This window comes from Marinilactibacillus piezotolerans (assembly GCF_900169305.1).
In the GTDB taxonomy this organism is placed as follows: Bacteria; Bacillota; Bacilli; order Lactobacillales; family Carnobacteriaceae_A; genus Marinilactibacillus; species Marinilactibacillus piezotolerans_A.
Genome location: NZ_FWDP01000003.1, coordinates 317,165 through 330,601, shown reverse-complemented (window position 1 = coordinate 330,601; position 13,437 = coordinate 317,165). Strand labels below are relative to the sequence as shown.

11 protein-coding genes are annotated in these 13,437 nt (G+C 40.6%); 3 read left to right on the top strand and 8 right to left on the bottom strand.

Annotation, left to right across the window (positions count from 1 at the left end; all coding sequences use genetic code 11):
- Window positions 1–6: 6 nt before the first annotated feature.
- The 3 genes from B6F02_RS03385 to trpB all read right to left on the bottom strand — a co-directional run bounded on the left by B6F02_RS03385 (window position 7) and on the right by trpB (window position 2,939).
- Window positions 7–663, bottom strand: a complete 657-nt coding sequence (locus B6F02_RS03385) for a DUF998 domain-containing protein (RefSeq protein WP_080145995.1) — start codon at window positions 661–663, stop codon at window positions 7–9.
- 12 nt (window positions 664–675) lie between these two features.
- Complete coding sequence (locus B6F02_RS03380) at window positions 676–1,536, bottom strand: alpha/beta fold hydrolase (protein WP_080145994.1); 861 nt, start codon at window positions 1,534–1,536, stop codon at window positions 676–678.
- A 224-nt stretch (window positions 1,537–1,760) separates the two neighbouring features.
- Window positions 1,761–2,939: a tryptophan synthase subunit beta gene (gene trpB / locus B6F02_RS03375; RefSeq protein WP_080145993.1), complete on the bottom strand. Its 1,179-nt coding sequence runs from the start codon at window positions 2,937–2,939 to the stop codon at window positions 1,761–1,763.
- Window positions 2,940–3,748: 809 nt separating this feature from the next.
- Here trpB and B6F02_RS03370 point away from each other — a divergent pair.
- On the top strand, window positions 3,749–3,949 hold the full coding sequence (locus B6F02_RS03370; RefSeq protein ID WP_080145992.1) for a hypothetical protein: 201 nt from the start codon (window positions 3,749–3,751) through the stop codon (window positions 3,947–3,949).
- A gap of 75 nt (window positions 3,950–4,024) precedes the next feature.
- On the opposite strand, the gene B6F02_RS03365 is transcribed toward B6F02_RS03370, so the two are convergent.
- Window positions 4,025–4,585, bottom strand: a complete 561-nt coding sequence (locus B6F02_RS03365) for a TetR/AcrR family transcriptional regulator (RefSeq protein WP_179128515.1) — start codon at window positions 4,583–4,585, stop codon at window positions 4,025–4,027.
- 151 nt (window positions 4,586–4,736) lie between these two features.
- Between B6F02_RS03365 and B6F02_RS03360 the strand changes: the two genes are divergently transcribed.
- Window positions 4,737–6,803, top strand: a complete 2,067-nt coding sequence (locus B6F02_RS03360) for an efflux RND transporter permease subunit (RefSeq protein ID WP_179128514.1) — start codon at window positions 4,737–4,739, stop codon at window positions 6,801–6,803.
- 28 nt (window positions 6,804–6,831) lie between these two features.
- Window positions 6,832–9,219 carry a hypothetical protein gene (locus B6F02_RS03355; RefSeq protein WP_080145989.1) on the top strand — a complete coding sequence of 796 codons (2,388 nt, stop codon included), beginning with the start codon at window positions 6,832–6,834 and terminating at the stop codon, window positions 9,217–9,219.
- Between the two features lie 181 nt (window positions 9,220–9,400).
- Here B6F02_RS03355 and B6F02_RS03350 read toward each other — a convergent pair whose 3' ends face one another.
- Genes B6F02_RS03350 through B6F02_RS03335 form a run of 4 tightly spaced genes read right to left on the bottom strand, consistent with a single transcriptional unit; the run spans window position 9,401 to window position 13,118 of the window.
- Window positions 9,401–10,639, bottom strand: a complete 1,239-nt coding sequence (locus B6F02_RS03350; RefSeq protein ID WP_080145988.1) for an NADPH-dependent oxidoreductase — start codon at window positions 10,637–10,639, stop codon at window positions 9,401–9,403.
- An 18-nt stretch (window positions 10,640–10,657) separates the two neighbouring features.
- Entirely contained in the window at window positions 10,658–11,266 is a 609-nt protein-coding gene (locus tag B6F02_RS03345) for an NADPH-dependent FMN reductase (RefSeq protein ID WP_080145987.1), read from the bottom strand.
- Between the two features lie 18 nt (window positions 11,267–11,284).
- Window positions 11,285–12,205, bottom strand: a complete 921-nt coding sequence (locus tag B6F02_RS03340; protein ID WP_080145986.1) for an FAD:protein FMN transferase — start codon at window positions 12,203–12,205, stop codon at window positions 11,285–11,287.
- The gene (locus tag B6F02_RS03335; RefSeq protein ID WP_080145985.1) at window positions 12,189–13,118 is read right to left on the bottom strand and encodes a helix-turn-helix domain-containing protein; all 930 of its coding nucleotides are present in this window, start codon (window positions 13,116–13,118) and stop codon (window positions 12,189–12,191) included. The genes B6F02_RS03340 and B6F02_RS03335 overlap by 17 nt, the downstream gene beginning before the upstream one ends.
- Window positions 13,119–13,437: the final 319 nt, after the last annotated feature.

Below are 13,437 nucleotides of genomic sequence, written 5' to 3'. Positions count from 1 at the left end.
GTTCCACTAGTGAACAGCTTTTTGATGATACTGCTTTACGATCCACCAAGTGCCGAAAATCAGATTCCATATTGTCATCGTATAAACAGATAGTCGTTCGAACACTGCCGGGTATCCAAAATCATTGGTCAGCATAATGACCAATGCGATCAACCCGATATTGCCTAAAGTCATTGCTATTCCTTTGATGATTGCAGAAATCTGGTGATTTCGAAGTGCAAATCCAAAAAGAATCAGCGTAACATTGCCGCCAATAATCGCCATACCGGCTCCTAAAATATGCATGCTGGCATAATCATAAGATTCGCCGGGAAAAAGACCGACGAGCATATTTCCTATTCCTTGATTAACCGCAAATAAAATCAGCAGCCATCTTACCCGCTTTTTTAAAAGGGGTAACATACAAACATAAGCACTCGCCGATAAAAATCCGTATAGTATAAATCCAGTATTCATCACAAATGCAAGCGGTGAATAGACTGATCGGTCATCTATTGTCATTCGTTCCGATACACCGAGGTCACTGATATAATGATAAGCGTAACCGTAGTCTGGATCGATCCAGGCACTTGCAGCGATTGCTTCTGCTGCCAAATAAACAAAAGACGCGGCAATAAAGAAAACCGCTCCTGCCAGTAGTCTTTTAGAGTGATCTTTACTCAATCTTTTTCTCCTTTACCTTGTAAAATGGGCTGCAATCAATTGACTGACCTGTTCGGGAGCTTCATGCTGCACCCAGTGCGTTGCTTCCCCGAGCAGTATGCCTCGACCATCAGCACAGTATTCCAGACTTTTAGCCGCAAGTTCTTTCCCTAAAAACTGATCTTTCATTCCCCAGATAATATAAGTCGGTACAACGACCCTTGAAGCACCGTCTAAATCCATCAAACTGGTCACGTTAGCCCGGTACCAGTTGATCATAGACTCCATAGCATTGGACTGCGACCAGGCCTTTTGGTACTGCTCTAAGTCTTCTTGACTGAATGTTCCTTCTCGACTGGTGCTTTTCAGTGCTTGAGCAGCATATTCCCAATCTGAATGACTGATTAGTTCTTCAGGAATTTCTCGCAGCTGGAAAAATAGAATGTACGAACTCTTCAGTAATTGTGAAGGATGCTTCATTACATGACTGCTCATAGCTGATTGATGCGGAGCATTTAAAATGACCAGCTTCTCAATCAACTCCGGATAGTCTCCTGCTGCTTTCCACGCTACAATGCCGCCCCAGTCGTGACCAACAAGATATACTTTTTCTCGTCCTGACTGACGGATCAGTCCAACAATATCTTTCACCAACAGGTTGATTTTATAATCTTTAACTTCTTCTGGCTTATCACTCAAATTATATCCGCGCTGATCCGGTGCCCATACTCGAAATCCTCTGCCTGCTAAATCTTTCATTTGTCGATGCCATCCATACCAGAATTCTGGAAATCCATGGAGTAAAATCACTAGTTTGCCATCTTTCGGACCTTGCTTGGCTACATGCAGTGTGATTCCATTTGTTTTCATATAATCATGTTCAATTGCATCCATTTCCATTCTCCTTTTCTGTGATCATGCAAAGGCTGGTTTATTTTATGATAATACGATCATCGTGTAAGCTAATTCTACACCAACTCACCCCTTACTGCCCAATAACAAGAATGATTTTTTTAACATTTGTCCAAATAAGCAAAAACCAGGATGAAAATCAGCCGATTCCTCATCCTGGTTCATATGATTCCTTCTATAGAAAAGGAGCTTTTTTTGTTATATGTTTAAACGTCATACCCTTGCAATTTTGCAATGACATTCATATCTTTATCTCCTCGTCCGGAAATATTGACAATGATTACATGGTCTTGCGATAAGGTTGGTGCTAATTTTAGTAAATGTGCTACTGCATGTGAACTCTCAATAGCAGGTATGATCCCTTCCATTTTCGATAATTCTAAAAAGGCTTGAATGGCTTCTTCATCTGTTGCGGACACGTATTCTGCTCGTTTGATATCTTTTAGATAAGCGTGTTCCGGTCCAACGCCCGGATAATCTAAGCCTGGTGAAATAGAGTAGACCGGCATAATTTGTTCTTGATCATCTTTCAGCACAATCGTCTTCATACCATGAACTACCCCTACTGAACCTTTTGTAATCGTTGCAGCATGTTCTGTAGTTTCTAATCCTTTCCCTGCTGCTTCTACACCAATCAACTTCACTTCTTGGTCTTCTACAAACGGGTAAAAGATCCCCATGGCATTACTTCCGCCGCCGACACAGGCTATTACATAATCCGGAAGACGGCCTTCTTTTTCTAAAATCTGTCTTCTGGCTTCATCTCCAATCACTCTTTGGAAATCTCTGACCATCGTCGGATAAGGATGCGGTCCTACCACTGAACCTACGACATAAAAAGTGTCCTCAAGTGTTTCAACCCAATTCTCAAATGCAGCATCTACTGCTTCACTGAGTGTCCGCTGACCATGAGTTGCTGCAGTTACTTTAGCACCCAGCACTCTCATACGGAAAACATTCAACGCTTGTCGTTCCATGTCTTCTTCACCCATAAAAATCTCGCATTCCATCTGGAACATTGCTGCCACTGTCGCTGTAGCCACACCATGCTGCCCTGCTCCTGTCTCAGCTATGATCCGTTTTTTCCCCATTCGTCTAGCTAATAGAATTTGGCCGATTACATTATTGAGTTTATGCGCACCCGTATGGTTCAAATCTTCTCTTTTTAAGTAAATTTTAGCTCCGCCCAGCTTTTCGGTCAGGCCTTTTGCATAAAACAACGGCGTTTCGCGCCCGCTGTAATCTTTCAGATAATGCTGATATTCTTTCATGAAGCTTTCGTCTTGTCTAGCTTCATCGTACGCTGTTTCCAATTCCTTTAATGCGGTCTGAATAGGTTCCGGAACGAACTGACCACCGAATGATCCAAAGTTTTCTTTTGTCATTTTACTGCATCCTTTCTTAATTTGATTGTGGTTTTCGCTGTTTGCCTTAACAACTTTCTAAGCTGTGTCCTTCCTTTAAAGTTGGCTTCGGAATATCTTTTGACGACAAAAAGAGCCACTTCATCCATTAACAATGGGACGAAGTGACTCGCGGTGCCACCCATATTAAATATACATACAGAACATATTGGGAAATTTTTAATTGCCTTAAAATCAAAAAAACACCCAGTCCTATTAGGACGAGTGTCTACCCGTTATGCCACTAAATGTAAATTTATCTCTTTTCAGATACGGGCATACACTGCCGATATCCTATCCCTTTTAACGGCGGGCCTCCGGAGTATGCTAATCTCGTCGCACCTCGTCTTACAGATCCATTCAATACATGCTTTATATCCGGCTTGCACTGCCCCGAACTCGCTTCAATAAAGTGGATGTACCTACTCTTTCTGCTCATAGACTTTTACAATACTATTCGTCTGTCTAAACGATATTCCGATTGAAAACATCATACTATCCAAGCCTAAAAAAAGCAAACAAAAACATAGTAAACATCCTAACAAGTCTCTTTTTAACAGAAAATATAAAATCAGAGATAATTTAAATTAAATTCAACAATTAAATTATTTAAACATGAACTGAATGCAACAGCTAAGCAAGTTGTCGGCAACATCAACTTGAATTTGCTTAAAAGAATCATAAAGTTCGGCAGAAGAAAATTATAGAGTCGAGTTCTCTTACTTGCATGATCCGACCATTTTTCATAAAGTGTAAACATACAAAAAACGCTGAGAAAGGATGGATAGACGATGAGTCAAAAATTTGATCAACTAAAACAACAGATTCAAAATGTAGACAAAGACAAAGTCGGACAGTTGGTAAACGAGGTTAAACAAGCTCATTCAGATGGAAAAATCGATAAGAATGAACGGGATGAACTGATCAATACAGCTAAACAATCCTTCAGCGGTATTGATTTAGGCGGGCTTGGCGGTTTCGGCAAGAAGTAAGAAGTTAATTTATATTATTAATCAGATAGCTGCACCCTGTCAAAATGGGGTGCAGCTGTTTTACGTTAAACAATATCAGCTATAAGGCTTGGGACCAATAATTTTTTCTATGATCTCGGCCAATTCTTTGTACGTTTGTTTCTGTCCAGTTTCATACCAAGTCTTAAATGTTCCGATCACGCCTCGGATCAGAAAAGCCGAAACTAACCGATGGTAATCTGCATCTACCTGCGGAAAGGCACTCTGCAGAATATTTCTTGAATGATAATCGATCCAGCCGTCAATTCGAGAAGAAAACGACCGGCTTCCGTTTGGTCCTAATAATATATAAATAATCTCTCTCTTTTCTGTCAGACCTTCAAACAGCACTTCTAATAATGATCCCTCTGTTGTACTATGCCCTTCCTTATCGAACTGATCAAATACACTTTCCAGTTCTTGAAAAACATCATCTTCAATCTCATACAGCAGATCATATATGTCTGAATAGTGAAAATAAAAAGTTCCTCTATTGACTTCTGCCCGTTCTGTCAGCTCCTTTACTTTGACTTGATGAATGGATTGATCTTTCAAAAGATCAATGAGAGTCTGCTTCAAAATTCTTTTAGTTTTTTGAACACTGCGGTTTTTTTTCATGATGGCGCTCCCACTTTCAACACTTCTATTCATTCTGTATAAATTCCAACAATCTGTCTCAATATGTGAATTGTACTTTTTTCTTTACTTATTATAATGAACAGTAGTTTAAATTTGAACAGTTGTCAAATGAATGGGAGAGAAACAGAACATGTTGAAAGAACGTATTTTTAGAACCATTGTCTATCACCGAAAAGTCATCGTCTTTGTATTTGCTTTTCTGGGAATTTTGGCCGCTTTTTCAGCCCCTTTTGTAGGAGTTAATCACGATATGGTAGATTACCTGCCCAGCTCTTCTCCTTCAACCCAAGCTATTCATACGATGGAAGAGGAATTTCCTCAGCAGCCTTCAACGATTCGTCTCATGACTGAAAAGATCGGCTTGAACGAAGCAGAAGAAATGAAAGCTGAACTAGCGGCACTAGATAACGTATCTTCTATTGAATGGCTCGACGACGTAGAAAACATAGAAAAACCACTAGAACAAATGGATCAGACCGCCGTAGCTGATTACTATTTAAACGGGAAAGCACTCTTTACTATTTCTGTTGATACGACCGACACAACAGATCAATATACCTTGATCGAAGAGATCCGAACGATTGCTGGAGACGAAGGTCAATTAGAAGGAACGCTGGTGCAGGATTACGAACTGGATCAACACACTTCCAAAGATTTATATACCACTATAGGATTTGCCGTTCTGATCGCTTTTCTGATTTTGCTGTTCTTTACATCTGCTTGGATCGAACCTGTTTTGATTCTCGGAACTATAGGATTGGCTATTTTGATTAATGCCGGTACCAATATTTTTTTAGGAGAAATTTCTTTTGTTACCAGTAATGCTTTTCCAATCTTACAGTTAGGGGTTTCCATTGATTATTCAATCTTTCTGCTGCATCGCTATGAAGAATATCGAAGGGAAGGAATCGTTCAAGAAGAAGCCATGGTCAAAGCTCTTACGCAGTCTTTAGGGTCTGTTTTATCCAGCGGTTTGACGACGGTTATTGGATTTGCTGCTTTGATTCTGATGAAATTCGGGATTGGAGCTGATATGGGAATCGTTTTAGCAAAAGGGGTTATTTTAAGTTTGCTAGCGGTATTCATCTTCCTGCCGGCGATTACCCTGATGAGCGCCAATGTTTTAGAGAAGACGACACATCGCTCCTTTATCCCTTCTTTGAAACCACTGGCAAACCTAGTTTATCGAGTCCGCTATATTACTTTTCCTTTGATCATTATTTCATCTGGAATATTTTTTATGGCACAGCATCAAAATAACTTTTATTACGGCAGTTCAATGTGGCTATCCGAAAATAATACAGTCATGCAGGAAAAAGCTGCCGTTGATGAAACTTTTGGTCATACCAATGTCATGGCGCTGATGATTCCGAATAAAGATGAAGCAAAAGAAAAAGCGCTGCTGAATGACTTGTCTGACTTTGATCACCTGACAAATGTGCAAGCATATTCCAACGAAGTGGGTTGGACTGTTCCGATTCAGTACGTTCCCGAAAAAACAAGAGAGCTGCTTCAATCACCTCATTACAGCAGGATTGCCATCGAATCTGACTTGCCAGCTGAAAGCAAAGAGACCTTTGCGTTGATTGATTCAATCAACCAAAAAGCTCAAGCTCAGTTCGGCGAGGATTATTTATTGGCTGGTGATAGTGTGTCAACATACGATCTGAAAGATGTGATTAATTCAGACCAGCAGATCGTTAATGCTGCTTCTATTATAGGGATTTTGATTGTTATCTTATTTGCTTTCAAGTCACTTACTTTACCGGCAATCCTCGTATTGAGTATCCAGTCTGCTATCTGGATCAATTTGGGCTTGCCTTACTTTAGAGGCAGCACACTCTTTTACATTGCTTACCTGATTCTCAGCTCGGTTCAATTAGGTGCCACTGTTGATTATGCGGTTTTATTAACTGACCGATATCTGGAGGAGCGCCGTTTATTAAATAAGAAAGCTGCTTTATTATCTGCTATTGAAAAGTCGGGGGAAAGTATTATCGTCTCTGGTACGATCATGACAGCTGCAGGATTTTTATTCGGTGCCTTTTCGACTAATCAAGTCCCTGCCCAAATCGGATTGCTTTTAGCGCAAGGAACCATTTTATCCATGATCGTAGTATTTTTTGGATTACCGATTTTTCTTTATATAGCTGATCGTTTAATTGAAAAAACATCTAAAGGACTTGAATTCAAATAGGATACTCATTAGAAAGGGAAAGTTTATAATGAAAAAACCAATTATTTACCTCAGTACTGCTGCTTTGATTGCCGGCGCACTCTCTACGCCTCTGCAAGCTTTTGCTGCAGAAGCAAATGAAGATAATTTTACAAAAGAAGAATTGATCTACACTACAATTGATCGATCTGGATCTGTTGAAGATATGTATACGACCAATGTTTTTGAAGGGTCCAATCTAGGTCTAATCAAAGACTTTGGAGATTACGAAGAGTTGCGTCTGTTGAACACAACACATGCAGATTTAACCTCTCCCTCAGCAGATGAGTCTGTGATTCAAACAGACGAAAATCGGGTGATTACACAAGGTAAGCTTCAAAACCGTAAATTGCCTTGGATATTTACTTTCCACTATCTGCTGGATGGAAAAGAAATAGACCCTGAAAAATCCGCTGGTCAGTCAGGCACATTGGAGGTAGAAGTCAACATTCAACCATCCGATGAGTCGGATGAGGCTTTGATGTCTTATGTTGACCATTATGCTTTACAAATCAGTACTTCAATGGACTTGGACACGCATTTTGATTTAAACAGCGAAAACGGTATTGTCAGCACAGCCGGTAATCAGCAGCAAGTTCAATGGACCGTTTTACCAGGTCAGTCAGAACCGCTTACTTTTATAGTAGACACTACCGAGTTTGCTGACTTTGACTGGTCTATTAACGGTGCTCCATTGACGCTTGGGATAGATAAAGACTTATTTGACCTTTCTTCTTTTACTGAGCCCTTAGCCGATTTAGAGACGGGTATCCAGGCTGTCAATGACGGATCACAATCACTATTTTCCGGCAGCACAGAGTTGAATAGCGGCTTAGAAAGATTACTTGGCGGAAGTCAGCAAGTAACAAATGGAGCCAGCGAACTCTACTCAGGCAGCCAGGCTTTTGTTTCGGGTACCGCTCAAGCATTTGCCAAAACAAAAGAACTGGAGAACGGTTTAGCAGATCTGACTGATGGCAGCAGACAGCTTCAATCAGCTGCTGGACAACTCAATCAAGGAAGTCGGCAATTAGCAAAACAATCAGAACCTTTCTTTGATGGACTATCTTCAGTTGATCAGGGTGTATCAGATTTGACTCAAGCATTATCAGACATTGAATCAGGTGCTCAACAATTAACCGACCGGTCTAAATCTCTGACTGATGGGTCTGCTCGTGTTTTAGATGCACTAAAAACACTACAGGAAAAAGTCAGTCTTCTGACAGCATCATTCAATAAAGCCGCTGAGTTGGCTGATGCTTCACAGAATATCCAATCCGGTATGATTAACCTGGACATGGGGATTGAAAATATAGATCAATCTATTGAAGAATATCAAACTAAGCTTAAAACAAGTGGTCTATCTCCTTCAGACTTAGCCGATCAGAATAGAGCCGCAAAAGAACGATTAGCTGCTTTAAATGAGCAATTGACAAAACTACAACCTTTAGTTGAAGAAGGACTATTAGATGAAGCAGTACTCACTGACCTTCAAACAGCTATCAATCAAACTGAGCAATTAACTGACGCAAATACCTATTATATTGAGGGCAGCCAACAAGTTATTGAAGGTATTAAAGGAGTAGTCCAACCCGAGGGGGACCTGAAAGCTGGCAGCAGCCAACTCGTTAAGCAATACCAATCGTTCAACGAGGCAGTAACGACATTAATAGAGAATTTGTCTTCAATCTCAGAAACTGTCGAACCATTGAAGCAAGCTATCGACTCCTTAGTTGACCAATATGAAACCCTTGATGAAGGGGTTAATCAATATACTGAAAGTACCAGCCAGTTATCGAAAGGAATTCAGCAAGCCACTGCAGCAACTCAAGCATTAAAAACAGGAGCAAGTACTCTGGCAGCAAACGGAAGCTCTGTACAGTCTGGATTACAGCGCCTGGCCGAAGGTACAGCCGGATTGTCCAGCGGATCCAAAGAATTGAACAATGGAGTGAATGCTGCACACGCCGGTTCCTTAGCTTTTATAGACGGCTTACAAACACTTCACAACAGCACACGAACACTTGAAACTGGATCCAGAAAATTACTCGTGGGTACAGAGGCATTAGAATCTGGCCTTCAAAATGCTGCCAACGGTTCTGATTCCTTAGTAAGCGGCGCTGATCAATTGGCTTCTGGTACATCCGAACTGGCTTCCCAAACTTCTGACCTGCCAGATCAAACAGAAGAAAAAATAGATAAAGCTGTCGCTGAATTCTCAAATGAAGATTATCAGGTTCAGTCTTTTATGGATGACCGTAATGACCAGACGGAAAATGTGCAGTTTGTCATTCAGTACCGCGCGTCAGATACAGATCAAGCATCCAATAAACAAACTGAAACAACCCCGCAAGAACCAAAAAGTCTATGGGAAAAATTCTTGGATCTATTCCGTTGATCACTGCTTGCAAAGCATAATATGCCGCTTTAAAAGGCTGAAACAAAACTAGATAGAAAGTGAAATCCCGTCAATTCAAGGAAATTCAATCCTTGGTTTGACGGGATTTTTGATTATTCTATACTTAAAGCTTGATAAATTTTGATCAATAGAGATTTTGGGCCAAACCTCTTTTTAGTGATTAGCCTTTAACAGAAGCTCCAGATACTGCATCCATTACTTCATCTTCTTCTCTTACTGAAGCTCCGGATACCGCATCGCTTTCTTCTGCATGGTCGCTCGCTGAGGCTCCAGAAACGCCGTCAGCACCACCTTCTAGTGTTTTACCAGTCTGTTTCAAGTACCAGTCGATAATGGGCTGGAAGTCCAAAATATATTCATTGATTCCTACATAGTTTCCTTCTTTGTCATGCATTGCTTGATAGTTATGAACGACAAATTTATCTGGACCATGCGTCGGAACGTTTACACGAACAGCATCCAATTCCCCTGAACGCAATTGCTGGATCACCCATTCTACGTTCTTGAATGAAGCTTGCGGGTGACATTTAGCCAGCGGATTACCGACTTGTCCCGGGTTTCTTGAAGCCAGCATCTCTTCTGCCGGCAATGTATGATTATAATATAAGAACTGATTATTGCTATCCGCAAAGGTCAATTCCATCGGCATAGAAGCCAAGAAGTAATTTAACTGATCAACCGTCAACAATCCACGATCTAATTTGACATACGTATCTCCTTCGACAGCATTGACGGCTTCTGCGGCTTGTTCCAGCCAATCGTCTGCATACATATCAACACCTTCGACCGTTGTCTCGATTTTTCCTGTTGCATATAGATCTTCAGGCTCAAGTGCAGGTTTTTTCGGCCCTTCAATGACAGAAACAACTTTGATGAACTGAACGAATTTATCCAGACAGCTGCTCAAGAATTCAATTGTTCCTTTATCTTTCAAATCCCCTTTGTTATCGAATGCTTCTTTTACCTTGCCTAACAGAAATTCGTTTCCAGGCATAACGATTGCATGAACACCTGGTGCATTTAAAATCTGCCGCAGATGCAGCTGTGCTCTTGAAGAACCCTGATCATAATAAGAAGCTCCGACAATCATAACTGGTTTATTTTCCAGAGGGTGGATATTAAAGGACAGCCATTCTAAAACGCTCTTCAATGCAGCAGGAATTGTATGATTATGTTCCGGCGTTGCGATAATCACACCGTCTGCCTGCATAATTTTTCGATTTATATTTTGAATGGGTACACTTTTTGTCTGATCATTACTTTGGTTGAACAATGGAATATCTTTGATTTCGATCAATTCCAGTTCAAATAAATAGTCAAACTGCTTTTTGATGTACTGCAATAATGTACGATTATAGGATACCTCTGCGTTTGATCCAACGATTCCAACAATTTTCATCTTCTTCATCTCCTTATTTTATACTCGTTCCCAAGAAAAGTTTTCAGCTTCCCTTTTATTCAAATCATGGGCATGGTTCAATTGGGCAGTAATATTGATAAATTTCAAAAAGTCTTCAAACAACCCTTCCAGCTTTTCAATCTGCTCGTTATCGATGAGCGTATTTTCATCTGTGAAAGCTTGAAGAGAGTGGCTCAACAGGAATTCAGAACTGGGCATAATGCGGGCTCTTAATTCTGGTGCATCTAAAATCTGACGCAAATGCAGTTGCGCTCTGGAGGACCCCAGTGTTCCATATGAAGCACCTGTAATCATGACCGGTTTATCGACAAAAGGATAGATGCCATAAGACAGCCAGTTTAATGCGTTGATCAATGATGCCGGTACAGAGTGATCGTATTCAGGTGTACTGATAATCACGCCGTCTGCTGCTTCGATTTTGTCTGCCAGCAGCTGAACGGCTTCAGGAATTGTCTTATCTTGCGGCTTGTTGAATAGTGGGAGATCTCTGATTTCTACAATCTCCATCTCTGATTTTTCTGTAAAATGCCGTTGTATGAATTGCAGCAATTTACGGTTTGTTGAGTAGTCTGAATTTGTACCGACGAGGCCAATTAATGTTGTCATGATATTCTTCCTTTCAAATTAACGTACAGTCGTTTGATTTTGTATAACGGTGTCTTTTAATCCATTTGAATAATGGGTTGTTCCTTCTATTGTGATGACTAATCCTTCAATGCCCGGTAGCTGATCGATCGTTTCTAAAATCTCCCAGGTCGGCTTTCCGAATAACCGTGTTGTCCAAATTTCTCCATCAACGGACTGATCCGAACAAATCGTTAAGCTGGCAATATTTGTGGTCATGGGGTAGCCGGTTTGAGGATCGAGGATATGATGATAATCCTGCCCTTCCTGCTTCAGGCTTCTTTCATAGATTCCTGAAGTCACCACAGATTGATCGACCACTTTCAAGGCAATATCGTACTGGTTTCTCTCCTGTGCAGGATTTTGAATGCCGATTTTCCAGTAATCTTTCTTGTGGTCGGCTGGCGGTCCCATTCCTATTAGATTTCCGCCAAGATTGATCAGCGCCGTTTTCACACCAACGCTATTCAGATAATCGATGATCCGATCACCGATATACCCTTTTGCCAGCGCCCCCAGATCGATCAGCATGCCCGGCTCTGACAGATAGACGGTTTGTTTCTCTTTGTTTAAAATGATATTTCGCGGATCAATCCGCTTTAAAAGCTGTTGGATTTCTTCGTCTGCAGGTACTCTCGCATCTTTGAATCCGATTCTCCATGTTTGAACAAGCGGTCCAATTGCAATATTCAAATGACTGTCTGGTGCCAGACTGTGCTGTCTGCCAAGCTCAATGAGCTCAAACAGTTCAGCATGTACAGAAACAGGCTGAATTCCAGCATTCTGATTTACAGCCATCAATTCAGAATGAGGATCATTGGCGCTGAATCGATGCTCATATTGTTTTAATCGTCTGACGACTTCACTTAAAATCCGATCAGCCGCATCATGTTCAATCATTAGATCAATGACCGTCCCCATTAAGTGAACGGTTCTCCTTTTCTGTTCCACTGAACTCAACACCTTTCGCTTCCTGTGTCAGAACATCCTGCTCCATAACGGCCAACTCCTTCAATGCGATTCTGTTCTGATTGATTTTTGAGTAGGCTCTGGCATCGTAAATCAATTCAAGAACATATGCTTTAGGCTGTTGCTGGCTTATAGCGTTCTTTGCTAGCTGAATGGCTGCACGAGCCAGATAATAGGTTACGTGATTATCTGAGCAAATTGAAACAGCATAATTCAATAAAGCATTGCTGATCTCCATCTCATTGGAACGTGCATAAAAAACGCCGCTTTCAAATACGATGTGCAGCACCCGCCAAGTATCCTCCATCTTCTTCGTTGGATACTGATAGATACGCTTCAATACTTTATTAAAATAAAACTCCGCTTTCTCCTGATCCTTTTCCTGTGCATATATCATGCCGATTCCCGTATAGGCCAGCAGATGAAAAATCTCAGAATCCGCGGATTCCTCTTCCAATAAAATCTGATCCAGAATAAAAAGGTTATCAATAACCGTTCCGCCTTGAAAAATCGAGATAAACCCTTTTATGTAATAGTAGCGCATCGATAAATTAATGTCTTCAATCTCCTCTATTGAGATGGTGTCCAGCAAATCATCCGCCTGTTCATACTCGCTTGTAATCAAAAAGAATTCTGCTTGATTCATCTTCTCTATCACGTCGGTATACTGCACACCTACCTTAGGAAAAAGCTCTCCTAACGGCAAATCTAATCTCTTACAAAGTTGATTTAAGATTTTTAAATTGGGAATCTGAGCATGACTTTCGAATCGGCTTAACGTTGCCTGCGTACAGATTCCCTTTGCTAAATCCAGCTGCGAAAGGCCTTTCTCTTTTCGCGCCTTGATAAAGTATTCAATATTCATCTTACCGTCATCCTCACTTAGATAGCCTGTGACTAACCACCGATTGTGAATTACAATCAAACAAAAATTTTAATATTGTGTTAACATTCACATTGTTACAAATAGAAGTATACGCTTTTTAAAAATAGCAGTCAATACAATATATAATTTTTTATATGAATTGTGATATTTTATTTTATTAAATGTGACTTAAAATACATATAGCTGTTCGATCAACAGCGACCACCCTTTTTATATAGCCTATTGAACAAACGTCCCGAAAAAAATCCGTTTTAAAAGCGGTTTCTTTTGAATTAATCTTTTTTGTTTTTTAAACTTA